At 65.1% G+C, this 24,596-nt stretch carries 29 protein-coding genes, 1 tRNA gene and 1 other RNA gene; 17 read left to right on the top strand and 14 right to left on the bottom strand.

Annotated elements, in window-relative coordinates; genetic code table 11:
• Positions 1-13: 13 nt before the first annotated feature.
• Genes ASC66_RS18305 through ASC66_RS01385 form a run of 4 tightly spaced genes read left to right on the top strand, consistent with a single transcriptional unit; the run spans position 14 to position 1,504 of the window.
• Positions 14-169, top strand: a complete 156-nt coding sequence (locus tag ASC66_RS18305) for a hypothetical protein (protein ID WP_165397283.1) — start codon at positions 14-16, stop codon at positions 167-169.
• A gap of 15 nt (positions 170-184) precedes the next feature.
• Complete coding sequence (locus ASC66_RS01395; protein WP_055833706.1) at positions 185-592, top strand: TadE/TadG family type IV pilus assembly protein; 408 nt, start codon at positions 185-187, stop codon at positions 590-592.
• Positions 567-1,037 carry a hypothetical protein gene (locus tag ASC66_RS01390; RefSeq protein WP_055833703.1) on the top strand — a complete coding sequence of 157 codons (471 nt, stop codon included), beginning with the start codon at positions 567-569 and terminating at the stop codon, positions 1,035-1,037. Before ASC66_RS01395 ends, ASC66_RS01390 begins: the two co-directional genes overlap by 26 nt.
• A 26-nt stretch (positions 1,038-1,063) precedes the next feature.
• A complete protein-coding gene (locus ASC66_RS01385) occupies positions 1,064-1,504 on the top strand; it encodes a pilus assembly protein TadG-related protein (RefSeq protein WP_235496623.1) in 441 nt (146 codons plus the stop codon).
• Here the strand turns inward: ASC66_RS01385 and ASC66_RS01380 are convergent.
• On the bottom strand, positions 1,501-2,784 hold the full coding sequence (locus ASC66_RS01380) for an MFS transporter (protein WP_055833697.1): 1,284 nt from the start codon (positions 2,782-2,784) through the stop codon (positions 1,501-1,503). The genes ASC66_RS01385 and ASC66_RS01380 overlap by 4 nt on opposite strands.
• Positions 2,785-2,894: 110 nt before the next feature.
• Between ASC66_RS01380 and prfB the strand changes: the two genes are divergently transcribed.
• The 7 genes from prfB (at position 2,895) to ASC66_RS01345 (ending at position 11,033) form a co-directional block, all read left to right on the top strand.
• Positions 2,895-3,998 (top strand): peptide chain release factor 2, encoded by a 1,104-nt coding sequence (gene prfB / locus ASC66_RS01375; protein ID WP_055833694.1) that lies wholly within the window; start codon positions 2,895-2,897, stop codon positions 3,996-3,998.
• Between the two features lie 49 nt (positions 3,999-4,047).
• Positions 4,048-5,121, top strand: coding sequence for a cell division ATP-binding protein FtsE (ftsE, locus tag ASC66_RS01370; RefSeq protein ID WP_055833691.1), 1,074 nt, complete (start codon positions 4,048-4,050; stop codon positions 5,119-5,121).
• On the top strand, positions 5,118-6,032 hold the full coding sequence (gene ftsX / locus ASC66_RS01365) for a permease-like cell division protein FtsX (RefSeq protein WP_055833688.1): 915 nt from the start codon (positions 5,118-5,120) through the stop codon (positions 6,030-6,032). Before ftsE ends, ftsX begins: the two co-directional genes overlap by 4 nt.
• A 50-nt stretch (positions 6,033-6,082) precedes the next feature.
• A complete protein-coding gene (locus ASC66_RS01360) occupies positions 6,083-9,073 on the top strand; it encodes a hypothetical protein (protein ID WP_157509593.1) in 2,991 nt (996 codons plus the stop codon).
• Positions 9,057-9,710: an ATP-binding cassette domain-containing protein gene (locus ASC66_RS01355; RefSeq protein ID WP_055833682.1), complete on the top strand. Its 654-nt coding sequence runs from the start codon at positions 9,057-9,059 to the stop codon at positions 9,708-9,710. The genes ASC66_RS01360 and ASC66_RS01355 overlap by 17 nt, the downstream gene beginning before the upstream one ends.
• A 103-nt stretch (positions 9,711-9,813) precedes the next feature.
• Positions 9,814-10,290, top strand: a complete 477-nt coding sequence (gene smpB / locus ASC66_RS01350) for an SsrA-binding protein SmpB (RefSeq protein ID WP_055833679.1) — start codon at positions 9,814-9,816, stop codon at positions 10,288-10,290.
• A gap of 2 nt (positions 10,291-10,292) precedes the next feature.
• On the top strand, positions 10,293-11,033 hold the full coding sequence (locus ASC66_RS01345) for a tyrosine-protein phosphatase (RefSeq protein ID WP_055833676.1): 741 nt from the start codon (positions 10,293-10,295) through the stop codon (positions 11,031-11,033).
• A 33-nt stretch (positions 11,034-11,066) separates the two neighbouring features.
• On the opposite strand, the gene ASC66_RS01340 is transcribed toward ASC66_RS01345, so the two are convergent.
• Positions 11,067-11,732 carry an SIMPL domain-containing protein gene (locus ASC66_RS01340; protein ID WP_055833673.1) on the bottom strand — a complete coding sequence of 222 codons (666 nt, stop codon included), beginning with the start codon at positions 11,730-11,732 and terminating at the stop codon, positions 11,067-11,069.
• A gap of 159 nt (positions 11,733-11,891) precedes the next feature.
• On the opposite strand from ASC66_RS01340, the gene ssrA reads away from it, so the two are divergent.
• Positions 11,892-12,267: a transfer-messenger RNA gene (ssrA, locus tag ASC66_RS17730) on the top strand.
• Between the two features lie 92 nt (positions 12,268-12,359).
• Here the strand turns inward: ssrA and ASC66_RS01335 are convergent.
• On the bottom strand, positions 12,360-12,884 hold the full coding sequence (locus ASC66_RS01335; RefSeq protein WP_162243460.1) for a septum formation family protein: 525 nt from the start codon (positions 12,882-12,884) through the stop codon (positions 12,360-12,362).
• A gap of 95 nt (positions 12,885-12,979) precedes the next feature.
• Complete coding sequence (gene hisN, locus ASC66_RS01330; protein WP_055836082.1) at positions 12,980-13,774, bottom strand: histidinol-phosphatase; 795 nt, start codon at positions 13,772-13,774, stop codon at positions 12,980-12,982.
• A gap of 139 nt (positions 13,775-13,913) precedes the next feature.
• Between hisN and ASC66_RS01325 the strand changes: the two genes are divergently transcribed.
• Positions 13,914-13,986 (top strand) — tRNA-Lys (locus tag ASC66_RS01325).
• A 152-nt stretch (positions 13,987-14,138) separates the two neighbouring features.
• Positions 14,139-14,297: a hypothetical protein gene (locus ASC66_RS17990; protein WP_157509592.1), complete on the top strand. Its 159-nt coding sequence runs from the start codon at positions 14,139-14,141 to the stop codon at positions 14,295-14,297.
• Here ASC66_RS17990 and ASC66_RS01320 read toward each other — a convergent pair.
• Positions 14,285-14,479, bottom strand: coding sequence for a hypothetical protein (locus ASC66_RS01320; protein ID WP_157509591.1), 195 nt, complete (start codon positions 14,477-14,479; stop codon positions 14,285-14,287). The genes ASC66_RS17990 and ASC66_RS01320 overlap by 13 nt on opposite strands.
• Before the next feature lie 512 nt (positions 14,480-14,991).
• Here ASC66_RS01320 and ASC66_RS01315 point away from each other — a divergent pair.
• Positions 14,992-15,312: a hypothetical protein gene (locus tag ASC66_RS01315; RefSeq protein ID WP_157509590.1), complete on the top strand. Its 321-nt coding sequence runs from the start codon at positions 14,992-14,994 to the stop codon at positions 15,310-15,312.
• 87 nt (positions 15,313-15,399) lie between these two features.
• Here the strand turns inward: ASC66_RS01315 and ASC66_RS01310 are convergent, their stop codons facing one another.
• From ASC66_RS01310 to ASC66_RS01300, 3 genes are read right to left on the bottom strand one after another with little or no spacing between them, the layout of a single operon-like run.
• On the bottom strand, positions 15,400-15,675 hold the full coding sequence (locus ASC66_RS01310; RefSeq protein ID WP_055833661.1) for a hypothetical protein: 276 nt from the start codon (positions 15,673-15,675) through the stop codon (positions 15,400-15,402).
• Between the two features lie 8 nt (positions 15,676-15,683).
• Positions 15,684-15,965: a hypothetical protein gene (locus tag ASC66_RS01305; RefSeq protein WP_055833658.1), complete on the bottom strand. Its 282-nt coding sequence runs from the start codon at positions 15,963-15,965 to the stop codon at positions 15,684-15,686.
• A gap of 27 nt (positions 15,966-15,992) precedes the next feature.
• Complete coding sequence (locus tag ASC66_RS01300; RefSeq protein ID WP_157509589.1) at positions 15,993-16,655, bottom strand: M23 family metallopeptidase; 663 nt, start codon at positions 16,653-16,655, stop codon at positions 15,993-15,995.
• A 31-nt stretch (positions 16,656-16,686) separates the two neighbouring features.
• On the opposite strand from ASC66_RS01300, the gene ASC66_RS17985 reads away from it, so the two are divergent.
• On the top strand, positions 16,687-16,833 hold the full coding sequence (locus tag ASC66_RS17985) for a hypothetical protein (RefSeq protein WP_157509588.1): 147 nt from the start codon (positions 16,687-16,689) through the stop codon (positions 16,831-16,833).
• Between the two features lie 32 nt (positions 16,834-16,865).
• Positions 16,866-17,153 carry a hypothetical protein gene (locus ASC66_RS01295; RefSeq protein ID WP_055833653.1) on the top strand — a complete coding sequence of 96 codons (288 nt, stop codon included), beginning with the start codon at positions 16,866-16,868 and terminating at the stop codon, positions 17,151-17,153.
• A gap of 213 nt (positions 17,154-17,366) precedes the next feature.
• On the opposite strand, the gene ASC66_RS01290 is transcribed toward ASC66_RS01295, so the two are convergent.
• Genes ASC66_RS01290 through ASC66_RS01265 form a run of 6 tightly spaced genes read right to left on the bottom strand, consistent with a single transcriptional unit; the run spans position 17,367 to position 24,582 of the window.
• On the bottom strand, positions 17,367-19,289 hold the full coding sequence (locus ASC66_RS01290) for an SGNH/GDSL hydrolase family protein (protein WP_082491927.1): 1,923 nt from the start codon (positions 19,287-19,289) through the stop codon (positions 17,367-17,369).
• A 3-nt stretch (positions 19,290-19,292) separates the two neighbouring features.
• Complete coding sequence (locus tag ASC66_RS01285) at positions 19,293-19,760, bottom strand: hypothetical protein (protein WP_055833647.1); 468 nt, start codon at positions 19,758-19,760, stop codon at positions 19,293-19,295.
• Between the two features lie 58 nt (positions 19,761-19,818).
• The gene (locus ASC66_RS01280; RefSeq protein WP_055833645.1) at positions 19,819-20,910 is read right to left on the bottom strand and encodes a hypothetical protein; all 1,092 of its coding nucleotides are present in this window, start codon (positions 20,908-20,910) and stop codon (positions 19,819-19,821) included.
• Positions 20,910-22,028 carry a hypothetical protein gene (locus ASC66_RS01275; protein WP_157509587.1) on the bottom strand — a complete coding sequence of 373 codons (1,119 nt, stop codon included), beginning with the start codon at positions 22,026-22,028 and terminating at the stop codon, positions 20,910-20,912. Before ASC66_RS01275 ends, ASC66_RS01280 begins: the two co-directional genes overlap by 1 nt.
• An 8-nt stretch (positions 22,029-22,036) precedes the next feature.
• Positions 22,037-22,816, bottom strand: coding sequence for a hypothetical protein (locus ASC66_RS01270; protein WP_055833639.1), 780 nt, complete (start codon positions 22,814-22,816; stop codon positions 22,037-22,039).
• The gene (locus tag ASC66_RS01265; RefSeq protein ID WP_055833636.1) at positions 22,816-24,582 is read right to left on the bottom strand and encodes a tape measure protein; all 1,767 of its coding nucleotides are present in this window, start codon (positions 24,580-24,582) and stop codon (positions 22,816-22,818) included. The genes ASC66_RS01270 and ASC66_RS01265 overlap by 1 nt, the downstream gene beginning before the upstream one ends.
• Positions 24,583-24,596: the final 14 nt, after the last annotated feature.

Raw genomic sequence — 24,596 nt, 5'->3', positions numbered from 1 at the left:
GGAAGGAATCACCATGTCACGACTCACAGAGGAGGACCGCGGCGACGTCCCCGGCTGGGTGCTGATCTCGCTGATGACGGCGGGCCTCGTCGTGTTGATCTGGGGTCTCGCGGGTCCGGCGCTCGCCGGAGTGTTCGAGCAAGCGATCCAGCGCGTCACCGAGTTCTGATTCCGGCGCCCCGCTATGCGACGCGGTAGGCTGCGCAGACTCGACGTCGGGAGCGAGCGCGGCAGCGCCGTCGCCGAGTTCACCCTGGTCGGCGCGCTGCTCACGCTGCTGTGCCTCGCCGTCGTTCAGCTGGCCCTCGCCCTGCATATCCGCAACACGATTCAGGATGCCGCGGCCGAGGGCGCGCGCACCGCGGCTCTGGCCGGGGCGACGCTGCAGGATGGTGCCGAACGCACTCGGCAGCTCATCACGATGGGGCTGGGGCCCGCCTACGCCGAGCAGATCACCGCGGGCTACGCCGACGTCACCGGCCTGCAGAGCACGGAGGTGCGCGTCGTCGCCCCGCTTCCACTGATCGGCCTGCTCGGAATCGAATCGGCGCTGGAGGTGACCGGGCATGCGGCGCTTGAGCTTCCCGAATAGCTTCCGGAGGAACTTTCGGAGCGAGCAGGGGTCGGCCTCGCTCGAGTTTCTGACCGTCGGCATGATCCTGCTCGTTCCCCTCGTCTACCTCGTTCTCGTCATGTCGGCTCTGCAGGCGGGCGCTTTGGCCGCGGAGGGCGCGGCCAGGCAGGCGGCACGCGCCTTCGTGTTGGCCGAGAGCGACGCAGCGGGGCAGAGTGCGGCGGCCAGGGCCCTCGCCGTCACCCTCGACGACTACGGCCTGACGCAGGATGAGAGTGAGCTGGTCGTCGACTGTTCGGCCGGGGGTGCCTGCCTCGTGCGCGGCGAGACTGTCACCGTGCATGTGCGCATCTCGGTCAGCCTGCCATTCGTTCCCGATGTGCTCGAGCTGCAGAACAGGGCGAGCGTGCCGATGACGGCCGCTTCCACGCAGCGGGTCTCGAAGTTCTGGGGCGGCGGCTGATGCGGCGGCAGCGGCAGTGGGAGCACGTGAGGCTCACACGTCTCGGCGACGACCGGGGATCGAGCCTCGTTCTCACCATCTTCTATGGGGCATTCGCGCTGCTGCTAATCCTTCTCGTCGTCGCCGCGACCTCCCTGTCGCTCGATCGGAAGCGGCTCTTCGGCATCGCGGATGGAGCAGCGCTCGCCGGGGCCGAGGCGTTCGAACTCTCGGCGGTGAGCACGGCGGGGGAGGGCTTCACCGTCGCCCTTGAGGATGCCGCGGTTCACCAGGCGGTGCTGGAGCACCTCGCGGCCGTGCCGCGCGGCACGCTGGAAGAACTCGTGGTCGAGAGTGCCGGCACCCCGGATGGCGTCTCGGCCGAGGTGACGCTGAGCGCCTGGTGGCGGCCGCCGGTGCTCACGATGTTCGTGCCGGCCGGCATCCGCATCGAGGTGACCGCGACCGCGCGCTCGGTGCTGCGCTAGCGCGCTGTGCCGCCCGCCGTGCTGGCAGCGGGCTTCGGCGGGCGCGGCACGTAGCGGGGGATGTAGCGGGCGAGGATGCCGGCGCCGATGAGCCCAGCGATGCCCGCCACCCCGCTGGCCAACGCGAGTGACGCCAGTGCTGTGATGGCGGCGATCACGAGCGGCGCGGTCGCAGCGCCCAGGTCGCCTGCGAAGCGCCAGGCGCCGAGGAACGGAGCCGGGTCGTCGTGCGGTGCGAGGTCGGCGCCGAGCGTCATCATGATGCCGCTGCCGATCCCGTTCGCGACGGAGAGGAGCATCGCGACGCCGATGAACCACTGCACATTCGTCGGCAGATCGTGGGTGAATGACAGGATCAGCAGCCCAGAGCCGAGGCCGAGCATTGATGGCAGCGCGCTCCACAGGCGCCCGTGCCGGTCCATGATCTGGCCACTCACGTAGAACAGGGCGAAGTCAACCGCGCCGGCGATGCCGACGATCACCGCGGTGTCCGTCGTGCCAAGGCCGATACTCACGGCCCAGAGCGGCATGATGACGATGCGGGCCGCCCGCATGGCGCCGATCAGGCCGACGCCCGTACCGAGCCGGATGAGCACGCCCCGGTACTGCCACAGGGTTCTGAACAGGCCGCTGGTCTCCCGCTCCGCCTCTTCCTCTCCCTCGTTCCGCGTGCTGTCGGCCCGGTGCTGGGCCGGACCGAGGGTTTTCGCCGGATCGGCCAGCACCAGCAGAACGGCTGCGGCAGCCAGGCAGCACACGATGAAGATCCAGAAGACGGCCTGGGTGCCTCCGGTCAGCTGGATCACCGCCGCCGAGAGGAACGGCCCGACGAAGAAGCCGGCGCGGAAGACGCCGCCGAGCGTGGAGAGCGCCCGCGCGCGGTAGGCGAGCGGGACGTAGCTGGTCAGGAAGGCGTGCCTGGCGAGGGCGAAGACGGCGGTCGCGAGACCGACGATGAAGATCCCGACGCCGAGCACCCACTCGTTCGGCGCCGCGACGCAGATCAACACGGCGATGACCGAGAGCAGCGAGGCCCAGATCATTGCGTTGCGTTCGCCGATACGGCTGACGATGACACCGCTCGGGATGTCGCCGACGACGGTTCCGAGCATCACGAGAGCGCCGAGCAGGCCGGCGGTCGCGAGCGACGCACCGAGGTCGTGGGCGACCAGCGGGATCAGCGGGATGATGGCGCCCTCGCCGATCGAGAACAGCAGGGTCGGCAGGAAGACGGCGAGTGCGATGGGGCGCAACGAGAAGGGGCGCTCTGCGACAGACATCGATTCGATCGTACGCCAGCACGGTGGGCCGGATCGGACATGCGCTCCGCTCCGCCGGCCGTGTGGCTCGGGTAGGTCACGACCGACATCGCCAGTAGGCTGGTGCCGACATGATTGAGCTCGATCTTTCCGACCAGATTGCCGCACTGCGGTCCACCTTCGGCGACATCCGCGCCGTGCTCGACGTCGATGCCATCACGGCCGACATCGCCCGGTTGAGTGAGGCCGCTGGTGCCCCAGACCTCTGGGATGACACGGACAACGCGCAGAAGGTCACGAGCGCGCTCAGCCACCGCCAGTCGGAGCTCGCCAAGATCGCCAGCATCACGAGTCGTCTCGACGACCTCGAGGTGCTCGTCGAGCTCGCCAACGAGGCCGGTGACGAAGACAGTGCCCAGGAGGCGCGCACCGAACTGGCCGGACTGCAGAAGCTCATGGGCGAGCTCGAGGTGCAGACCCTGCTCGACGGAGAGTTCGACCCGAACCCGGCCGTCGTCACGATTCGCGCCGGCGCCGGTGGCGTCGATGCCGCCGACTTCGCCGAGATGCTCATGCGCATGTACCTGCGCTGGGCCGAGAAGCACAAGTACCCGACGCGCGTGCTCGACACGAGCTACGCAGAAGAGGCCGGCATCAAGTCGACCACCTTCGAGATCGACGCCCCGTACGCCTTCGGAACGCTCAGCGTCGAGGCCGGGACTCACCGCCTCGTGCGAATGTCGCCGTTCGGCGCTGCAGGCAAGCGCCAGACCAGCTTCGCCGCCGTCGAGGTGGTGCCGCTGATCGAGCAGGCCGAATCGGTCGACGTTCCGGAAAGCGACATCCGCATCGACGTCTTCCGCTCCAGCGGACCCGGCGGCCAGTCGGTCAACACGACGGACTCCGCCGTGCGCATCACCCACCTCCCCACGGGAATCGTGGTGAGCTGCCAGAACGAGAAGAGCCAGATCCAGAACCGTGCGGCGGCTCTCCGCGTGTTGCAGTCCCGCCTGATGCTGTTGCAGCGCGAGCAGGAGGCGGCCACCAAGAAGGAGTTCGCCGGCAACATCACGGCGAGCTGGGGCGACCAGATGCGCAGCTACGTGCTCGCGCCGTACCAGATGGTCAAGGACCTCCGCACGGACTTCGAGGTCAACAACCCGAGCAACGTCTTCGACGGCGACCTCGACGGCTTCATCTCGGCCGGCATCCGCTGGCGCAAGGGCGCCCACTAGGCGCGTCGCTGCACCTTTTCGCCCGACCGCTGCCTAAGCTCGGAGAGCCATGATTCGCTTCGACCACGTCACCAAGCAATACCCGGGAACTTCGAGGCCTGCGCTTAACGCGATCGACCTTGAGATTCTCCGGGGTGAATTCGTCTTTCTCGTCGGGGCTTCAGGCTCGGGCAAATCGAGCTGCCTGCGGCTCGTTCTGAAGGAAGAGAAGCCGAGCACAGGCAGCATTCATGTGCTGGGCCAAGACCTCGGCTCCATCTCGAACCGCAAGATCCCCTACTTCCGCCGCAACCTCGGTGTCGTGTTCCAGGACTTCCGGCTGCTGCCGAACAAGACCGTCTACGACAACGTCGCCTTCACCCTCCAGGTGATCGGCAAGTCGCGCGGCTACATCCAGGAAGCGGTGCCTGACACCCTCAAGATGGTCGGCCTCGACGGCAAGGCGCAGCGTCTTCCGCACGAGCTCTCCGGTGGTGAGCAGCAGCGCGTCGCCATCGCCCGCGCCATCGTGAACAAACCGCAGATCCTCCTCGCCGATGAGCCGACGGGTAACCTCGATCCGACCACGAGCGCCGGCATCATGACGCTGCTCGAGCGCATCAACGCCGGCGGCACAACCGTGATGATGGCGACGCACGAGGCCGGAATCGTCGACCAGATGCAGCGCCGTGTGCTCGAGCTGAGCGCAGGCACGATCGTCCGCGACGAGCGCCACGGCGGCTACGCCACGAGCGCCGTGCCGATCCTCGCCGTCGCCCCTGCCGCGCAGGCCGCACACACCGTGCCAGTCGCCCAGACCACCTCGGTCACCCCGGCGGCACCTGCGACGCCGGTTGTCCCCGTTCCGACGGCGACGATGGCCCAGCCCCTCTACGTCGAGCCGGAGTTCAGCGATGAGGTGACGGATGCCGCGGCCGCCGTCACCGCCGCGGCCCAGGCCGCCCCGATTGCCCCGCCGGCGCCCGACCCGGCCCCGAAGACGGGAAACATGATCCGCCCGCTGCTGCCGGTCACCAAGCACGACGTTCCCGAACAGTTGGGACTCGCCGAGAAGCTCGGCCTGCGCGCCGCAGGCGACACCCCGAACGCTACGGGCGAGCAGGAAGTGGGGCCGAGCAAATGAGAATCGGTCTCGTGCTCGGCGAGGCGGCCAATGGCCTCCGCCGCAACGCCTCGATGGTCGTCTCCGTCGTTCTCGTCACCTTCATCTCGCTGACATTCGTCGGCGTTGCCGTGCTCATGCAGATGCAGATCATGCAGATGAAGAGCGTCTGGTACGACAAGGCCCAGGTCGCCATCTACCTCTGCACCGGCATCTCGCCCGGTGAGTCGTGCGCCGGCGGCGAGGCCACGCAGGAACAGATCGACGCCGTCGAGGCGCAGCTGAACTCCGATGTGCTCGCCCCATTCATCGACAAGTTCTACTTCGAGTCGCACGAAGAGGCGTTCACGAACTTCCAGAAGCAGTTCGAGGGCAACCCGGTGACCGAGTATGTCACCGCCGACCAGCTCAACCAGACCTTCTGGGTGAACCTGATCGACCCGTCCAACGCGGCGGTGCTCTCCGAGAGCCTGGGCTCCATGCCCGGAGTCGAGACGGTGACAGACCAACGACGCTATCTCGACCAGATATTCTCGGTTCTGAACGCGGCCAGTTACACCGCGATCGGCATTGCGGCGCTCATGCTGATCGCCGCCGTGCTCCTGATCGCGACGACGATCCGCCTCTCCGCCTTCTCACGGCGCAGGGAGATCGGCATCATGCGACTGGTTGGCGCCTCGAACAGGTTCATTCAAACGCCGTTCGTGCTTGAGGGCGTGTTCGCCGCCCTGCTCGGATCCCTGCTGGCCGGCGGAGCGGTCGTGGCGATCGTGCAATTCTTCGTGCAGGGCTATCTCGGCGACACATTGCAATTCACCAACTTCGTCGACGTGAAGGATGCACTCATCGTCGTGCCGATCCTGCTCGTCGTCGGCGCGGTGCTCGCCGCCTTCTCCGCCAACTTCGCGATTTCCCGGTATCTGAAGGTCTAGTGCCCTCGGCCCTCCGGCGGTTCCTGCGTGCACCAGCGCGGGTGGCCGCCGTGGGGTTGTTGGCGCTGACGCTGCTGGCCGCCTGCCTCGTGCAGGGCGGCGCAGCAGCAGTGCTGCGCCACAGCGTCGACGCCTCGGCACGCCCTCTCTACGACATCCTGGTGACCGCGGCGGATGCCGGGGCGACCCGGCCGACGGTGCTGCCACCGAACGCTCTCGGCGGCTCCGGCACGGCCATGAAGATGGCCGATGTGCAGGCGCTGCGCGCGCTGGCCGATGTGGAGGTGGCAGCGCCGATCGCCCAGCTCCTGCTCCCGGTCCAACAGGGCTGGCGGATGCAGCTGGCCGCGGCCGTCGATCCCGCGCAGTTGACGCCGTCGGGCGAGAGCTACCGGGCGACGCTGCGCCTCTTGAGCGACGACGGGCTGGGCGAGCGGCTGCTCAGCGAGGAGCGCTACATGGTGGCGCTCGACCAGTCGAACGCCCCGCTGGACGTCGCCGCCCCCGGGAGCGGCCCTGAGTCGGGCGCGATGTGCAACATCGGTGACGTCACCATCGACTGCTCGCTGTTCGAATGGGGATTCGAGCCGAACCGCACCGCTGCGTGGGTTCTGGGCAGCGGAGGGGACTTGTCGAGCGGGCAGAGCGACGGCAGTGTCGTGACGGTGTCTCTGCCCCTGGCTTTCGCCCTCGATCAGCGGATGACGCTCATCGACCCGGTGGCCGAACAAGCACTTCTCGGCGACGCCGGGTCTTTCCTCAACCCGCTCGTGGAGCTGGGCGGTGCGCGAGGGCGTTCGACAGAGGAGCTCGGTGCCTGGGGGAGCGCGAACACCGGTTCGATCGCCAAAGCACTGGCGGAGGCGGCCGAGAGTGAAGCCGCATTTCGTCTGAAGATGGAGCAGGGCCCCGCCTACCAGGAGTATCTCCGTGTCAAAACGGAGCGCGGCGAGCCGGCACGGCTCGCTGACTACTTCGGCGAAGCGCAGGAGATGTATCCCGTTCTCGTCGCCGAGGAGCCGACTCCCGCCCCGCTCCGCGCGGAGCTGAGCGTCGAGTCCTTCGGCCCGATGGCGCTGCCGGGCACCGATAGCTACGGCGAGATGCCGGCATTCTCGACACCGCTCCTGAACGACTCGGCTGGCACACCGGCCGGCACCGTCGTGCAGGACATCCCGGAACTGCTCGATGCGTCCTCCTACGCGGCCGTCCCTGTGTGGTGGCCGGGCACCGGCGCCCTACCCTCCAGCGACGGCGGGGAATCCTATGCGGGATACATCGGATTCGGAGGCGCGGTGCTCGTCGACGCGAGCCAGCCGAATGCCGTCCGGCGTGGCGCGGATGGCGCCTACACGGCGCAGCTCGACGGAGTGGGGTTCCGAACGATCGCCGTGCCGAGTGGCGGGAGCTCCGGCCTCTCGACCCGCGCAGATCCGAGTGTGCCAGGGGCCGAGTCCGCATACAGCGAGCCGCGCGCTGCCGAGCGGCCCCCTCTCGGTGAGGAGTTCGAGACCGGTGCGTCCGTTGGAAGCTTCAGCGCGGACGAGCTGAATGCCATCGCCGCCGTCGCCGATGGCATTCCGCTCGGTGCATATGAGCCGGTCGACGCCGTACTCGTCGAGGACGCCGACGGCGAGCCCGTCGCTCCGACGCCGATCACCCCGACGCTCAGCGGGTTCGGTTTGCTCGGCGCCCAGACCAGCATCATCGGCGACATCCGCAGGGCAGGCTGGCAGGACGACACGATCGTCGAAGCGGTCCGGGTACGCGTGGCCGGCGCCGAGCGCTACGACGGCGCCGGGATTGCCGCCGTCGCGGCCGCCGCCCGCGACATCGAGGAGCTCGGCTACACCGCCACCATCGTCGCCGGCAGCCACGGCGAGTCCGTGAAGGTGAGCGTCGACGGTTACGCCTTCGGCACCACGGATGCCGCGGGGGAGCAGCGCGTCGGCGAGCTCGGCGTCGTAGAGCAGCGCTGGACCGTGCTCGGGCCCGCTGCTGCGCTCTCCACCGCGGTCGGAACGGGCACGATGCTGTTGCTGAACACCGTGCTGCTGGCGGTTCTCGGGCTTCTCGCACTCACCGAGTTCGGGGCGACTCCCGCCCGACGGCGCGATGCAGCCACACTGCGGGGGCTGGGCTGGAACCGGCCCCGCATCGCTCGCTGGTTCGCCGGCGAGCAACTGGTCGGGCTGCTCCTCCTCCTGGGCGTCGCCGGGATCGCGCTCGTCGCCGCGCCGGAACCTGCCGTTGCCCTACCGATCGTCGCGGCGGGGTTCATCGGCGCCGCGCTCATCTGCGTGATCGCCACCGTGCGCGCGACGCGGCCGAGCGGGGTGCGTGTCATCAGCGCAGAAGCGATGGAGCGGTCATACGCGGTGGAGTACCGGCCGGAGGCGCGGATCGTCGGCGGCGCAACGCACAGCAACGACCCAAGCGGTCGGGGCGCGGCAGGCGCGGCATCCGCCACACGCGCGCAGCGCAGGCTGCCGATTTCTACGGTCTCCTGGGGCCTCCAGCGGGCCTGGCGGAGGCCGGTCGCCGCGCTCCCGATGGCCCTCGCCGTGCTCACCGCCATGGCGACGGTCGCCGCCTTCGCCCTGGCGATAGCCGAGATCTCGGGCCAGGGCGCGCAGGCGCCGGTGGGTGGCCAGGTCCTGGCCGCGGTGCCGCAACTGCTCTTGGCGCTCTGCGGAGCGGGTGTCGCCGGCGCGCTCGTGGTGCGCTCACGTGGGCAGTCCGCTCAGGACGGACGCCGCCTGCGGGCCGTGCTGGCGGCGACCGGTTGGCCGAACGAGGATCAGCGGCGGGCGACGCTCGCAGCATCGCTCGCGGTGACCCTCGCCAGCGTGCTGCTCGGCAGTTATCTGCTCTGGTTTGCGCTCGGGGCGCTCGGCGTCACATCCGAGAACGCCATCGTGAGCTCGGCCCTGGCCGCCGGCATCGTCGTCGCCGTGCTGATCCTCGTGCCGCTGCCCACATGGCGCGGCGCATCCCGCCTCATGAGAAAGGCCGTGCCCACCGATGGCGATGCTGCTTGAGCTGAGAGATGTCGCGATCGCCTTCACCGGTCGAGCGGATCGCGTGAGCGTCATCGCCGACCGCCTCGACATCGGGCTGCGGGCCGGTCGCATGCACTGCGTGACCGGCGGGCGCGGAACGGGCAAGACGAGCGTGCTGCGCGTCGCGACGGGACTCCTGCGCCCGACGGCAGGCAGCGTGATCTGGAACGGAGAAGAGCTCGGCACCCTGAGCGACGACGCGGTGAGCAGCAGGCGCGGTGGGCTGGTCGGTTACGTCGACCAGCAGGCCGCGCTGATCGACGAGCTCAGCGTGCTCGAAAACGTGCTCCTGCCCGCTGTTCCCCGGCGCGCTGCCGCCGCGCTCGGCCCCCGGGCGCTCGATCTCCTCGACGAGTACGGTGTCGCGGAGCTCGCCGCGCTTCGGCCGGCCGAGCTCACAGCGGGCGAGCGGGCGCGGGTGGCGGTGGTACGTTCGCTGTTGCTCGAGCCACCGATCCTCGTGCTCGACGAGCCGACCGCGAATCTGGATCGGGCGGGCGCGGACGAGCTGATTGCGCTGCTGCTGCGACTTCGCGCGAACGGCGCCGCAATCCTCGTGGCCTCCCAGGAGCAGGCATTGATCGATGCAGCAGACCACCGATCGACGCTTGGCTGAGCCGAAGCAGAAGAGCCGCGGATGCCGGGGCTGCGGCATCCGCTAGACTGAACGGCTGCCCGGCACCTGCCGTGGCACCTCACGAACACAGAAGGAGCCCGTCGTGCCCAGGGAACGTGGCGAGAAGGTCGTGGCCACCAATCGCAAGGCCCGCCACGACTATACGATCGAGGACAGCTATGAGGCCGGCATGGTGCTCTCGGGCACCGAGGTCAAGTCGCTGCGAGCCGGTCGGGCGAGCCTCGTCGATGGCTACGCGTTCATCGAGGGCGGCGAGATCTGGCTCGATGCCGTGCACATCCCCGAGTACGTCGGCGGCACCTGGACGAACCACCCGCCGCGCCGGAAGCGCAAGCTGCTGCTGCACAAGCAGGAGATCGTCAAGATCAGCCACAAGACGAAAGAGGGCGGTTACACCCTCATTCCGCTGCAGATTTACTTCAAGGACGGCCGCGCCAAGGTCGAATTGGCCGTCGCGAAGGGTAAGAAAGAGTACGACAAGCGTCAGGCGCTGCGTGAACGTCAGGACAAGCGAGAGGCCGATCGGGCCATCTCGGGCCGGAAGAACCTCGGAGACTAACGATGAACCCACAGACACGAATTCCCGTCCCAGGAACGTTCAATTTTCGTGATGTGGGTGGCTACGCCACACCGGACGGTTTCGTGCGCTCGGGCAAGCTCTTCCGCTCGGACGGGCTGAGCAAGCTGGGATCGGCCGGCAAGGCGGAGATGACGCGCCTCGGCGTGCGCACCGTGATCGACCTCCGCGATGACTTCGAAGCCGAGATCATGCCCGACGACCTGGCCGGGCTGGACGTCGAGTCGGTCAGGTTGCCCGTCTTTGAGGGATCCGGAGCGTCGCAGGGCGTCGCCGGGGTGAGTCTCGAGGCGCTGTACGAGAAAATCCTCGGCCAGCACGCGGATGTCGTCGTCACCGCACTCCGCGAGATCGCGAGCACCGAGAACGGCGTGCTGGTGCACTGCACGGCGGGCAAGGACCGCACCGGCGTCGTCGTGGCGCTCGCGCTGCTCGTTGCCGGCGTCGACCGATCCGTGGTGCTGGCCGACTACGCGCGCTCGCAGACGAACCTCGACGGCGAATGGCTGGACGGCATGCTGGCGCTGATGGCCTCCCACGGTGTCGAGGCAACGCCCGAGCTGCGCGTGCTGATGGGCGGCAGCCCGCCAGAGGCGCTGGACGGGGCGATCCGCTTCATCGAAGACGCGCACGGCTCTGTCACGCAGTACCTGCTGGATTCCGGCATGAGCCTGAGCGATCTGGCGGCGCTGCGCTCGGCGCTCGTCGAGCCCAGCGCCGGCTGACCGGGCGGCCCTCGGCGCGAGCTCAGCCCGGGCTCAGCTCGCGCTGAAGCGGGCGTGCACGGCTGCCGTGACGACGATCTCTTCCGGGCTGAACTGCGCGCCCCCTGCCATGCCACGGCTGCGGAGGCTCACCGAGTCGGCCACGGCCATCATCGGCATCGGTCCGTTCTCGTCGCCTAAGAGACCGGGGTCGCTGAGCGCGAGCGGCGTCAGCGAGCCGAGCCCGAGGCTCTGCGCGAAGTTCTCGGCCTTGGCACGGGCCGCGCCGACCGCCAGCTGCTGTGCCTCGCGAGTGAGGTCTCTCCTGGTCTCCTCGTGCAGGGCCCAGTCGATGCCGTGAACGGTGACGCCTTCGAGCAGCGACGCGGCGCCCAGCCAGTCAGAGAGCGCGGCGAAATCGGTGAAGGTCGCGGTGACGGATGCCGCAGAGTGATAGACGACGGGCAACTGCTCTCCGTTCTGGCTCCACGGCCGCTGGCCCCACACGCGCAGCTGCTCGGTGCTCCACGCCGTCACAGGGCCACCGTCTGCGGCGAGGAGTGCCGCGAGCTGCTCGCTGACCACGCCGTGCAGCTCCGTGCTCGAGGCGAGCACCCGTTCGCGGACCGGACCCTCGAAGCCGACGGAGAGCTGTGCCGTCGCGCGTTCGGGGGAGTGTTTGAGCTCGGCTTCGCCGGAAACGGTGATGATGGTGGGCACGGGGGTCCTCTCGCGGGATCCGGCGCCTGAATGTCGCGGCGGCGGAATGGATTTCCTTGGGATGCTGTTCTAGACTGTAGGGCTGCATGAGGTTCTCGTCTAGGCGGGTGCTCGTGCGGCATTTGGAAACTCAACAGCGTGTGACAACGACCCACTCATGGGGATGATCGGTTTCGACATTGCCTGCATGACTGCGAGAAGCGGGTCGAGGATTCAGGGTTATCTCGTAAACGATCTCTGAAAAACAATAAGTGCCAATTCAAAGCGCACTGACTTCGCCCTCGCTGCTTAAGCGAGCGCACTAAAGAAGTCCGTCAGGCCGGGAATGCTCTCTACCCGGACCCTGGCGCCATTTAGAGAGATTGCTTCTACATTGAGCCGCGGGGTGTAGAGGGACTCAAACGAAGGCTGGGCTCGTCGGATTAGGTGCCAGTGGCAAATTCCGGAGCCGAGTAGAACGACTTCACTGGATACACCCGTAGAAGGCGCAGAACTACAGCAGTGGACCCGGGTTCAATTCCCGGCATCTCCACCACTGGTCGTTGTCACACGATGTTGTCCATGCGAAAGGCCGCCCAGTTTTCTGGGCGGCCTTTCGTGTTGTGCGGATCGACGCTGTGCCGGATGTCAGCGCGCGGCGCCCGCGAGCGATCCGGTCGTCTGGGCCGCCGGGTCGTAGATGATGCACGAGACGACCCGGTCACCGGCCTCGTTCCAGCCGATCTCGGTCGGGGTGTAGGGGTAGTAGTCCAGTTCGGACTCCTCGTAGCTGATCCCGGCGAACGACTCGAAGGCGCCGTAGCAGATCTCGTCCGCCTTGATCTGGACCTGCTCATCGCCGGGGAATTCCTCGCCCTCAAGGATTCCCTCGAAGTACGCCTCTTCGTCGTGTGGCTCGGCGCACGGGACGACCGGTACGTCGCTGACGGTGTCCCCGCTTGCCTCGTTCAGGCAGTCGCCGACCTTGATCGAGAAGACGTCGGCCTGGCCGGCCTCCGTGATCTCCTGCGTCTCGGCATCCCGGACCGGCTTCTGGCCCGATCCCAGCACGCCTTCCAGCACAGAGCATCCGCTCAGGCTGGCGGCGAGTACCCCGGCAGCGGCGACGGCAAGCGCGCGCGAGATTATTGTGGTTCGTGTTGAATGCAGCACTGTTGGCTTCCCCCGTAGTCTCATGGTGCGGGGAATGTACCCCCCGAACGGGATGCTAGCGCACCACGGCGTCCGGCGGGAAACGCGGGGAATGCTCAGCGAAGGGCGTCGAGCACCGCGTCGTGCAGCAGGCCGTTGCTGGCCAGTGCGTTGCCGTGCCACGGGCCGGGTTCGCCGGTGACCGAGGTGAAACGGCCGCCGGCCTCCTCCACGATGGGAACGAGCGCCGCGAGGTCGTAGGGCTTCACGTCGAACTCGCCCGCCACGTCGATCAGGCCCTCGGCCAAGAGCATGTATGACCACATGTCGCCGTAAGCGCGATCGCGCCAGACGGTGCGGGTCAGCGCGATCAGCTTGTCGAGGTAGCCGGCCTCGTCCCACTGGGCGATGCTGTTGAAGCTGATCGAGGAGTCGCTGAGCTCACGCACACCACTCACGCGCAGCAGGCGAGGCTCAGAGCCGGCCTCCTGGATGAAGGCTCCGCCGCCGGATGCCGCCCACCACCGCGTCTTCATGGCTGGCGCACTGACAACGCCGAGCACGGGGTGGCCGTCGATGCTCAGCGAGATGAGCGTGGCCCACACGGGCACCCCGCGCAGAAAGTTCGCCGTGCCGTCGATGGGGTCGATGATCCACTGGCGAGTGCTGTCGCCCTCCGTGCCGTACTCCTCGCCCAGGATGCCGTCAGAGGGGCGGGCCTCGGCGATACGAGCCCGGATCGCGCGTTCGACGGCCTGGTCGGCATCCGTCACGAAGGTCCTGTCGGGCTTGGTCGAGATCTCGAGGTCATTCGATCGGAAGCGGGCGAACGAGATCGCGTCGGCGATGTCGGCGAGTTCCTGGGCGAGAGCGAGATCGTCGGCCAGGGTGGCAGCTGCGTCAAGGGTCACACAGTCACAGTAGTAGGTCACAGTAGGAGGGAGGCACGGGCCGCCGGCGCGACACACCCGGGTATCGTCGATTCGCTAGCTTCGAAATCTGATGCTATTGTTTTATCTCGGCGCGGGATACAGAAACGGGCCAAGACACGCACCTCTAGCTCAATTGGCAGAGCAACTGACTCTTAATCAGTGGGTTCCCGGTTCAAGTCCGGGGGGGTGCACTGGTAAACACTGAGAAGTGTCACCATCGCACTTCGAGGGTATAGCAACCCTCACAGCAACAGGCCTCGTTCCTCATGAAAATGGGGGAGCGGGGCCTTTTGTTTTGCCTCCAACCTTTACTCATGGGTACATAACGTTGCAGGCTTATGTCATGGGTGACATCGACATCTGGGACTTCCCTGGCGATCAAGAAGTAGCCGCTACCGAGCTCACACCGGAGCAGCAAGCCGAGACGGATGCAGCGATCGCTGAGCATGCCGCACTCGAGGCTGCGAACGAGTCCATCCCCGAGTTGCGTCACCGGCCGTAGACACTCCGTCGCGCATCTTCCATCGCCCGTAGCAACTCAGGGTGACCGGCCGGATACTTGACCACCGCCTCGGCCAACGCCAACACGTATCGGTCGGTCGTCTCCTCGATTTCGACACCGGTTCCCGCGTCGTCGTAGCGTTCTTGCCACGGCGCCTGGCTCGGATAGTTGGTGGCGTACATGAGGAGGTCCTGCACGATCAGGTTTACACCCGTGGCAGTGATCGCGCTAGCCGGACTCCAAGCATCGGAAAGCCGATTGGTTCTTGTTGGTCGGGAATGAATCTGGTTGCTATCCGTTGTATAGCTATCCAGCAATCATGTTAAGGTTGCTCATCGACCTGAATTAGTGAGGGGCACCCGGACGGTAATCCGGATGCCCCAAGAAACGAACTAGCTCAGTTCCGTAAGAAACCGAACCAACCAAGCGATAGCCCTGACGGCGTAGAGCAAGATCAAAATCTTGTCTTTGTCGATCAGGGCTTTTCGTTTGGTCTTTCGCACGCTCTTTTTCTTATGCACAGTCAAGCCGTGCTCCTCTCACCTAGCGGGAGCCGTTCAAGCAGTTGCTCAAAGGCAGGGGTTGTAACGACTACCCCGGTAGGTGTTGAGGTGCTTGAACACTACTAGATGAGCAGCGGGAGTCACTGACGGCGCACATTGCAGTCCGACTCTCTCGAACGTATATTCGATGCATGGAGAGACGCGAGAACAGATGGTTTCCTATTCTCGCCGCGGTAGAAAACCCCACCGGCACATGGAAGATGATCGACACCCTCGGCAGCTGCTACGGGCTCATCCGCATCATGCGCCGCGGTGACGAGGTGTACTACAAAGCGCAGACGTGGGCTGAGCATGAGAACGGGCGCCGTGTGCTCGGGCATTTCCGGACTCTGCAGCAAGCATGTAACGCGACCCATCAGGCGTTGCTTGCGCGCGGCGTACCGGGGGCGCCTGAGTACCAGTACCTACACGGGGAGCCAACGCAAAAGAAGGCCCCCAGCAGCAACCCGTGAGGGCTACTGCTGGGGGCGGTTCAATGTCGACAGGAATCACACGCTGCCGGATGCTGGCACGAGTCCGGGCATCCGGTGTGGCGACAGCTACAGGCCTCGGGCACGGGGTGCGGAGCCAATCCCGGTGTTCTCGGTCAGCCACGCGTCGACAGCAGGCAGTGCCATGATCTTCGCGAGTGCGGCCTGCACGCTCACACCGACGCCGGCAGCAGCGATGAGCCACTGTGCGGGCCACTGATCCGCGAGGATGAGCAGGATCGCAACGAACGTCGGGATGAGCCCGACGATCGCCTGGACGGTTGTGCGCAGTACGCGCTGATTCGGATACCAGAGCGGCGTCTTGTTTGGTGCTGCGTGTGTCACGGTGTCTCCTATCGGGGAAGTTCGTTGGGCCACGGGAGGCGGTCGATACCGTTCGCGTCGCCGTGGTCGATGAGTGCGAACACAAATCGTCGGTAGCCGGCGTTCTCGGCCTCGAGCTTGTCTAGACGCGCGTTCGTGGTCTTGCGGTAACCGGCCAGCTCTTCTTGCAGCTGGTCGATCAGGGTGGATTCAGCTGAACGCTTGTCACGCTTGCCGGTCAACACGGTGCCGATGATGCCGAGCACGAACGCGATGGCGCCGGTAATGGCGACGTTGAACCAATCTGGCATGTGCCCTCCTCAGGACGTGGAGGAGGGTTAGACGGGGATCTGTGACCAGATCGCTTCGACGGCCTTGACCTTGGCGAGGGTTCCGAGCTCACCACCTGCGAGCATTTCCTTGATCGCGGCCAACTGGTCGGGGTTCGGGATGTGGATCATCTTCCGGCCGGCGACGCAGAGATAGACCGCCACCCCGTCGCTCACGATGTATGGCTTCATGTTGTCGTCCTCTTCGGGTTTGATGGTGATTGGAGTGATGTTCTCGCCCGCGGTGGACGAGCGGTTGAGTGCGGCCATGAACGTGACCGGGTTGCGCGCGTCGGCGTCGCTGCGCCAGGAGCCATCGAAGGTTCGGAAGCAAACGTGCGGCCCGGTAGTGAGGCCGGTTAGTCCGACTTTGCCGACCGCTTGCCCTTCCCTCACGACCGTGTGGAGCGCGATTTCTGAACCGTCCTCCATGTGGGGGTAAAGGAATTCGACCCCGTCACGGGTGCGCACGACGACTTGGACGCCGAGGGTTCCGTTGCGTCCGGAGAAGATCACCGTGCCCGGTTGCGCCGCATGGATGAACGTGCCGAGTGCCATCGGGATATCGACGCCGTAGTGGAACGAGCGTGCACCCTCGATGCCAGAGCGCGGCCCGTAGTTGTCACTGAGCCTTGGTTGAGTTGTTGACCCGGTGGGCCAAAGTGCGGTCATGGGCGCCTCCTGTTCGTGGTTGTATGTGGGTATGCCGAACCAGCCGAAGACGCCGATCACGACGATGCGGATTCCGGTCGAGTTGAAGGCGTCTGCGAAAGAGAAGGCAGCGGTCAGGGGCGAGACGCTCACCGATGTGGTTGTGCGTGCGCTCGAGGAGTATGTGGCCGAGGACTAGACGGGTGTATATACACCTGCTATTGTCGCCGCATGGATACGACGACAGCGACACCGGCCAACTATTGGCGTGCACGCATCGAGCGGGAACGCGCAGTAGCGATCACGCCCGCCCGTGACTACGACGACGTGTGGTTCGGTGCAGGTCTTGCCGGCATCCTCGCGCTCGCCCTGTTGTGGGCTTGGGCGCCGACGCTCGAGCACGGTTCAGTGGCGCTCGGTTACTCACTGTTCTGGTCGGGCATGTGGGTGACGCTCGTCATCACCGCATGGGTTGACGTGCACCGCTTCGACCGCGCAACGGATGCCGTTCTGCCGTAGGCTTCAGGGATGGCAACCCTGACCCCCATCGCGCGCATTGCCGCATGGGCTGTAGGGCGTGAGGATCGCGTGATCGCGTGCCGGATCAATCGGCTCTATGGGCTTGAGTGCCCCGAGACGGTGACCCTGCGCAAAAGCTATGCACAGGGTCACCGAGGGTACTGCTCGCCAGAACACGCCGAAGCGGGAAGCTCCGGCCTAGGCGATCCCTGATTACAGGAAACTGATCGTCACAGCGAAGTTCTTCTTCATGTCCTTCGCTGCAGCACTGACCGTGGTCGTCTTCCAGTTGAACCGCAGCGACTGGGTTGCCGCGACGTACTGCACCGACGCCAGCTCCCGCGAGAGCGTGTTGGCGTTCACGGCGGTAGCTCCCACAGGGGTCGCACGCAGCAGCGAGACCAGTTCGATGTTCCCTGACCCGGTTCCGCCCGACGCACCCACGACTACCGCCGCCTGATCCGATCCGGGCGTGATCGGCGACTGGTTGAAGATCAGCATGTACTCGCACACTGCCTGCCCGTACGACCGCACAGTGACACGCAAGGGCGGTGCCGCGTAGTGGGCGCCGGTCCACGGCGGGACCCCCGCCGAAGCGAGGATCGTCGGCCAGTGGAATGACGTGGTGAGAATGTCCGCCGATTCGTTGAAAGAAGCAGGGACAGGTCGGTGGAACTCACCGGCCGTTTCGAGCTGCTTTTGAATGAATAGCGTCTGGGACGACACGAACTGAACGCCCATGATCTGCACATCAGTTGCGGATGCGGACGCGGGGCGGTTCACCTTGACCCGGAGGGTGTGCCAGCCGGGAGTGACGACACGAATCGCCATCAACGTCGCCGTCCGTTTTCCGGGGAAACTGGCTGACTCGTTGTGCCCCGAGTACAGGAAGTTGAGATCGGTCCCGGCGCTGGTGAGCGACCGGGCGGCGGTTGCATCAGCCCGCGAGGTGGATTCTGCGGGCAGGCCCACCGCGTAGTCAGACGTGTTGTCGCCCTGCCCGATGCCGAAGTCCAGTGCGGCTTCCCAAGACACTGTGCCGGACCCATCCGTGGACAGGTACACCATCGGCACCACCCAAAGGTCTGGCGCGTCCGTGTAAAAGGAGTAGTAGGCGAATCCGTCGCTGCCGACCGGGGGCCGGAGAGCAACCGGCAAGCCCCCCTCGGGCGGGGTCCCGGCGTTCGGGTTATCGACCATCGAAATGTTGACGTGCAAACAGTTGTCGATGGTGGGCCGAGTCGCCAGCACGGTCCCGCCCGTGACCAGGAAAGGCTTGTGCGGGCCTTCACCGATGAGGCATGCAGCGAGACGTGTCGCGACCGTGCCGTACCCGGTCGTGTTCATGTGGATGCTGTCCGAGTAGATGCCTGTCCCATAATTCGCGGTGAACGGCTCCGTGTCGATGACGTTGATGCCGTATTTCGCTGCGAGCGCGTAGAGCGCGGAGCGGAAGGTTTCGAGCACGGTCGGGCTCGACCAGCCGCGGCCCTTCGTCGCCGTCAGGAAGACCACGGCGCTGCCCCACGCGAGATCGCGCAGCAGCATCCGCTCCATCCACTCGATGTACAGTTGCACGCTCCCGCGGTACGGCAGCGGCACGTAGTCCTTATCGGAATCATTGATTCCGAAATGGTAAAGCGTGAGATCGGCGTTTTCGTTTGCCAGCCAGCGATCGTAGGACTTCTTCACGTAGTCGCCAGAGAAGCCCTGATTGATGACTGAGACATTCGCCCCGTACACGTCCCGAAGCCGGTTCTGCAGCACGGCCGGATACGGCCCCGGCGTGCGCGTCGAGGTGTGAGTTGACCCGTTCGGCAGCACATCAGCCGGGGGTGGCACGATGTCAGCCGAGACGGTGTCCTGCCCGTACACCATCGAGTCACCACGGACGACGATGCGCGTAGCCTCACCGGTGCTGATCTTCTTCAGGTAGCTGCCATAAAGCCACGCCTGACGCGTTTGCGGAGAGAGAGTCGAGAGTGCCGTCTTCGTGGCGGACTCGCCCTCAGTGGAGATGTACCCGGCCACGGCCTCATCAGAGGGCGTTGCGTTCGTTCCGGGAAGACCCTGCACTCCCTGGATGCCGCGCGAACCCTTGATGTTCGCTACGAAAACCTTGATCAAACCTGGCATCGTTCAGCCCCTCTGCAGTCGGAAAACGTCGTCGGTAGTGGTGTTCCAGAGCCAGTCGCCGGAACGAGCGGGTGCGGGGATATCCCCGGTTTCGTTGGCCCAGAAGAACAGCGGGTTATTGCCCATCGCAGCGAGGTCGACAAGATCGCCGCCACCAGACGGCACGCGCAACTGAAGCTCGGGGAAGTCGACGCATGCATAGTGCGGGGTCTGCCCGGGCGGAAGGTTCGGGTCCGGCAGATACCAGATTTCGACCTTGAACCAGCAATCATTCTCGAGCTGGTCCGTGACTTCCAGGTCGACACTGAAGTCACCCGTACCGTCATCAATCGGGTACACATCCTTGTGCGCTTCCGCGAAGATGTACCCGCTCTTGAAGCCCACCCCTGACGGGATGAACCGGATGAACGGCGCACGCCCAGAAAGGTCGCGCTTGAAGAAAGTGCCGAGCCGACCAGTGACGATAGCCATGAGGCCTCCTGAAATGAAGAAAGCCCCCACAACGTGGAGGCGGAAGAAAGGGGAAGGGTTACGCGGCGAGTAGCTCGATCAGCTCGTTGACTTGCCGCTGCAGTGCGTCGATCTGCTTCTGCTGGGCGCCGAGTTGATCGGCAAGGATTTGCGTGCGGGCAAGTGCGAGACGGTCATACTGGACGCCCTCAAGCTGTCCGTCCGGGGCGTACGTGGAGAACGCGCCCGCACCGGCCGCCTCGACATCCTCAGCGATCACACCCGGTACACGCCGAATCGTGAGCGCCTCCCACTCCGAATCCTGCTCCCGCGTAAACGGGCGCGGCGCATGAAAGAGATCGACGGCCTGCGAGACTTGCCCCGCGTCCAGCCAGTCCTTCACCCGCACACCCAGCAACGCCGGGTCCAACTCAAGCTCGCGAATGTCCGACTTGAAACGGGTAGCCGACGACACCCGGTAAATGCGGCCCGAAGTGGCGTGAATAAACACGTTCGCCGCCGACGTGTCCGTCGTAATGCCCTGGTTGTAGAAGTTGCCGCGCGCATGAACATTCGCAGCAGAGTCAACGTTGCCAGTCGTTGTGAGGGCGCCGACAACTGCAGTACCGGTCGCGTTGTTCACCGACACCGAGTTGGCGCCACCCTGCACGGTTACGCCACCGATGCCGCCATAGACGAGCCGGTCGCTGACGCCCAACACGAAACCATCAGCTGCACCGATCAGCTTCGCCGCACCCAACTGCATCTGAGCAGCACCAGCGATCTGGCTGAGAACAATCGGGTTCGAACCCTCAACCGTGATCTTGCCGCCAGACTTGACCGCGAAATCGCCCTTGAGGTCAGTCGCGCCCTCAATATGGAACGGGCCAACCTGCGTCGTGTCACCCTCGAAGCGGGTTGTGCCCTTTGCGGTGAACGTGCCCTCGAACAGTGCCGCGCCCGTCCACGTAATGTTCCCGTCGCCATCAAGGCTGCCCTCGATGACAACACCACCGTCAGAGTCGATGAGCAGGATCGCACTGCCGCCGACACGCAGCCGGCCCTCAGTGATGGACGCCGATCGGAGGGGTGACTGTGTGGCAAGCTCCCGCACCTGGCGCTTGAGCTCGTAGAACTCCTGCTTACTGATCGGATCTTCGCGGACAGTCATCAGCTCACCGCCCTCAGAGTTGGTTTCACGATCTCGGACATGCCCCCGGAAAGTGCCTTCATCCGGAAGTCGGTGTACCCATCAGGGAGGAAGAAATCATCCCGGTAGTGGAGACGGAACGTGGAGCCGAGTACGAGATCCTGCACGTCAGCAATCTCCGGGTCGACCACGTACGAAACATCCGTCTGCGTCGCCGTCCCGATCAGTGCAGCCGTTGCAGCGATCGCCACGTTGGCCGCTTCAGGTGCCGTCTTCAGGTGCTTCCGGTCGATACGCGAATCCCTTGCAATGATCTGCGGCGGCGGCTCAGCGCCAACGGGAAGGCCACCAACAACCATGTCTTCCTCGGAACCTTCGCCGACAACGAACACACCCGTCAGCTGCTTCAGTGCGTCCTCGTCAACCACAACGCCCGTGAGGGGCTGTCGTGGGGCGTTCATGTTGAACTCAGCCATGAACCCCGTCAGACGAGGGGCTGCAGTCGAACCGACCCGCATCACGTACTCGAGGTACCCCGTTGTCGGGTTCTTGCGAGGCTGAAAATCAATCTCCGGCCCGCCATCAGTTGACTGGATATCCATCAGTGCGTCATAAGCCGTCTGAAAATGGAAGTTCTCGATCTTCAGCGACTTCGTGCCGGCCTCGTTCAGATCCGGCAGCACAATCGGCAACGCGTAGATCGGCCGCGGCCCGGTCAGAGCACGCTGCACAATCCGGCCAGCGATCGCCCGCCAGGACAACCCCGACGCCTCAAACGTGCCACCCGCATACGAACCAGTGCCGAATGGGAACCGGTCACGCAGGATCGTCCAAATGTCTGAATGCTTGAGCGTCAGAACCTTGTTGTCGAAGTCGTACGGGCGCCCCGTGATGAGGCCCGCATAAATGACGGCGCCGCCACGCTCCACCGTCAACGTCATGTTCCACGGAACGGTCAGTGCACGCCACGTCGACCGATCCAAGTACCTGCTCGGGTCGCCGTCTGCCAGGTGGAACGTGTGCGACTGTGCGCCGGCCGCAACACCCATCTCGCGCGCCCAAGTGCCCGCAGACGGCGCCATAGGGAACTGCGGGACACCCGTCGCCGTGGCGTACATGTGGTACGAAAACTCAGCCACGACGCCCCCTAAATGAATGTGTCAAGAACGGACGGCGCAGAGATCAGGCCAGACCCAGAAACAGGGGCGAGGGTGTACGCCACCCCGAGCGAACCGGCCGGGATGCCCCACGTCTCCGAGCGAGTAACCCACCCGACCTGCAGCACGCCATTCCGATACAACCGCCCCGTGTTCATGTCGATCCGGTGCGTCTGCCCAGTCGTGAGAGCCTGCGTGACCGTGTACTTGCGCCCATCAGGACCGTTCACCGAATACCCGGAAGGCATCGATCCCGTCACCTCGAGCACAGGCAGCGACAGGAAGTTCCCGTAGTGCCTGAGCGAGAGAGACGTGGCAGCAGCGAACGGCTTCGAATCACCGAACAGGCGCGGGTCAGCGAACTTCAACTGCAGCTGGAACCGCGCGTGTGTTGAGCTCGCCGCGTCCACCTTGAACTTCTTCTGCACACCCGGCGCCAAACCGGCACGGCCCCAGACGGTGGAACCCAGATGCTCGAACACGACGTTGCCCACTGAGCCCACAAGGAGGCCCGTGAACTGCCGGCGAAGAGTGCCAAGGCGCTCCGGAGAGTCAGCCAAACAGTTCCCCGACAGCGACACGATGCGCGATTCCAGATACGTCGGCAGCTCGTAATCGCCGTGCTGCGAAGGGCGAGAGATTGTCTCGCCCTTCACGACCACGCCGTCATCGAGCCCGTCGAGCCCCTCAGTATCGATTACGAACCCGTACCCCGCAGTTGGCAGGTGGCCCCAGAAGGGCAGGCCAGCAACATCAGCGCGAAGAGTCATCACAGCCCCCGCAGTTCTTCGTTGAGTGCATTCATCGAGATCTGCCCGATTTCAGCCGCGGACTGGTTCTGGTCGCCGTAGATGTTCTGCGTAATTGAGGGGCCAGAGCCACCCCCGCCAAGCTGCGAAAGCACGCCAGGCGACAACGGGACAACCGCTTCGTCGTAGCGACCCTCACCGATGTTCGCCATGATTCCGCCCGGCCGGCGAGAGACAACGCCACCCTCAGCGAGCCGCGGGATCTTGCCCAGACTGATGTCCAGCCCGAACGCACCACCGACCGCGCCAGCCACATCACTGATGCCACCGATGGCACCATTCACGGCGTCGATGATCCCGTTGATGACGCCCTTGATGACACCCACAACACCGTCAAAAGCGCCAGTCACAATGCCTGCGATCGCAGAGAACACGATCCCGAAAGCCGTCTTGACGTTCTCAATCGCAGCGAGGATGCCATCCCACACGCCCGTGAAGAATGACGCGATGCCATCCCACAGGCCGTTCCACCAGCCCACAATTGCGGCGCCGATTCCGATCATCATGTTCCACAGCAACGTGAACGAGTTAGTCACCCCGAGGACGATGAAGTTCCAGACGGAAACAATCCACTCCCAAACCGAAGTCCAGAGGCCGTTCCACCAGCCGAGGAAGCCGTCCATGAGCCCGACGAACCATGAAACGAACCCGTTCCACACGTCGCCAAGCCACGCCACAACGGTGTCCCAGTTCTGAACGAGCAGGATGATCGCTCCGATGAGGAGGCCGATAGCAACGACGATCAGGCCGATGGGGTTCGCCGTCAGAGCCACGTTGAGCAGCCACTGAGCGACCGTCCACAGCGCGATCGCACCAGCAACGATTCCGATACCCGCAGCGAGCGGGCCAATCCAATCGATGTTGTCAACAATGAAAGTCACGAACGCTGACATGCCATTGATGAAGTCCGTCAGCATCGGCTTGATCTTGTCGATAGCACCAGCCAGACCACCAACGATCGTCGCGCTCAGGCCACCAAGCGCACCCTCCATCGTCTCCGTCGACTTCGCAGCCTCCACAGCGATCGGGTCAGTACCCAGCTCCATCAGCGCTGCATTGAACTCCTCAGCGGTGATCTCGCCCTTCTCCATCGCCTCACGGAAGTTGCCCGTGTACGCGCCAGCCTTCTCGAGCGCATCCTGCATGACACCAGAGGCGCCAGGGATCGCGTCGGCGAGCTGGTTCCAGTTCTCCGTCGTCAGCTTCCCCGCACCGGCTGTCTGCGTGAGCATCATCGCGACAGACCCGAACGTGTCCTGGTTGCCGCCCGCAACAGCGTTCAGGTTTCCGGCAGCCTCAGTGAGCTTGTCGTAATCCTTCACACCATTCGCGGCCAGCTGCGCGGTCGTGTTCTGCACCGTCGCGAGGTCATACACGGTGTCATCCGCGTACGCCTTCGTGGACTTCTGCAGCGCATCGATCGTGGACGTATCCACACCCGCGAACCCGAGCGTCTTCGAGAACTTCGATGTCGCATCCGACGCCGCAATGGCTTCCCCGACAAGATCAGTCAGAGCAGAAGCAGCACCCGTCGCGAGAGTCGCAACAAGTCCACCAACAGCACCAGCAGCCGCGAAACCCTTCGTGTACCCGCCCGCGGTCTGCTTGCCGAGATCCTGCCCAACCTTGTCAGCATCCACCGCGCCCAACTGGCCCGCGATGTCATTCTGGACACCCGGCATCTTCGCGTAAAGCGTCAGATACGCGGAGGCAATTTCAGTCGACATGCGGCCCCCTCAGA

The organism is Leifsonia sp. Root4 (assembly GCF_001425085.1).
GTDB lineage: Bacteria > Actinomycetota > Actinomycetes > Actinomycetales > Microbacteriaceae > Microterricola.
This window is presented reverse-complemented; position numbering and strand designations above follow the sequence as displayed.

Coding starts and splice junctions, on each gene's coding strand:
- ASC66_RS01295 (WP_055833653.1), top strand. CDS start 16,866: ATGGATACGACGACAGCGACACCGGCCAACTATTGGCGTGCACGCATC.
- ASC66_RS01315 (WP_157509590.1), top strand. CDS start 14,992: ATGGAGAGACGCGAGAACAGATGGTTTCCTATTCTCGCCGCGGTAGAA.
- ASC66_RS01290 (WP_082491927.1), bottom strand. CDS start 19,289: ATGCCAGGTTTGATCAAGGTTTTCGTAGCGAACATCAAGGGTTCGCGC.
- ftsE (WP_055833691.1), top strand. CDS start 4,048: ATGATTCGCTTCGACCACGTCACCAAGCAATACCCGGGAACTTCGAGG.
- ASC66_RS17985 (WP_157509588.1), top strand. CDS start 16,687: ATGCCGAACCAGCCGAAGACGCCGATCACGACGATGCGGATTCCGGTC.
- ASC66_RS17990 (WP_157509592.1), top strand. CDS start 14,139: ATGGGTGACATCGACATCTGGGACTTCCCTGGCGATCAAGAAGTAGCC.
- ASC66_RS01265 (WP_055833636.1), bottom strand. CDS start 24,582: ATGTCGACTGAAATTGCCTCCGCGTATCTGACGCTTTACGCGAAGATG.
- ASC66_RS01390 (WP_055833703.1), top strand. CDS start 567: ATGCGGCGCTTGAGCTTCCCGAATAGCTTCCGGAGGAACTTTCGGAGC.
- ASC66_RS01395 (WP_055833706.1), top strand. CDS start 185: ATGCGACGCGGTAGGCTGCGCAGACTCGACGTCGGGAGCGAGCGCGGC.
- ASC66_RS01380 (WP_055833697.1), bottom strand. CDS start 2,784: ATGTCTGTCGCAGAGCGCCCCTTCTCGTTGCGCCCCATCGCACTCGCC.
- ASC66_RS18305 (WP_165397283.1), top strand. CDS start 14: ATGTCACGACTCACAGAGGAGGACCGCGGCGACGTCCCCGGCTGGGTG.
- ASC66_RS01320 (WP_157509591.1), bottom strand. CDS start 14,479: ATGTACGCCACCAACTATCCGAGCCAGGCGCCGTGGCAAGAACGCTAC.
- ASC66_RS01300 (WP_157509589.1), bottom strand. CDS start 16,655: ATGACCGCACTTTGGCCCACCGGGTCAACAACTCAACCAAGGCTCAGT.
- ASC66_RS01285 (WP_055833647.1), bottom strand. CDS start 19,760: ATGGCTATCGTCACTGGTCGGCTCGGCACTTTCTTCAAGCGCGACCTT.
- ASC66_RS01355 (WP_055833682.1), top strand. CDS start 9,057: ATGGCGATGCTGCTTGAGCTGAGAGATGTCGCGATCGCCTTCACCGGT.
- ASC66_RS01280 (WP_055833645.1), bottom strand. CDS start 20,910: ATGACTGTCCGCGAAGATCCGATCAGTAAGCAGGAGTTCTACGAGCTC.
- ftsX (WP_055833688.1), top strand. CDS start 5,118: ATGAGAATCGGTCTCGTGCTCGGCGAGGCGGCCAATGGCCTCCGCCGC.
- prfB (WP_055833694.1), top strand. CDS start 2,895: ATGATTGAGCTCGATCTTTCCGACCAGATTGCCGCACTGCGGTCCACC.
- ASC66_RS01305 (WP_055833658.1), bottom strand. CDS start 15,965: ATGCCAGATTGGTTCAACGTCGCCATTACCGGCGCCATCGCGTTCGTG.
- ASC66_RS01345 (WP_055833676.1), top strand. CDS start 10,293: ATGAACCCACAGACACGAATTCCCGTCCCAGGAACGTTCAATTTTCGT.
- ASC66_RS01270 (WP_055833639.1), bottom strand. CDS start 22,816: ATGACTCTTCGCGCTGATGTTGCTGGCCTGCCCTTCTGGGGCCACCTG.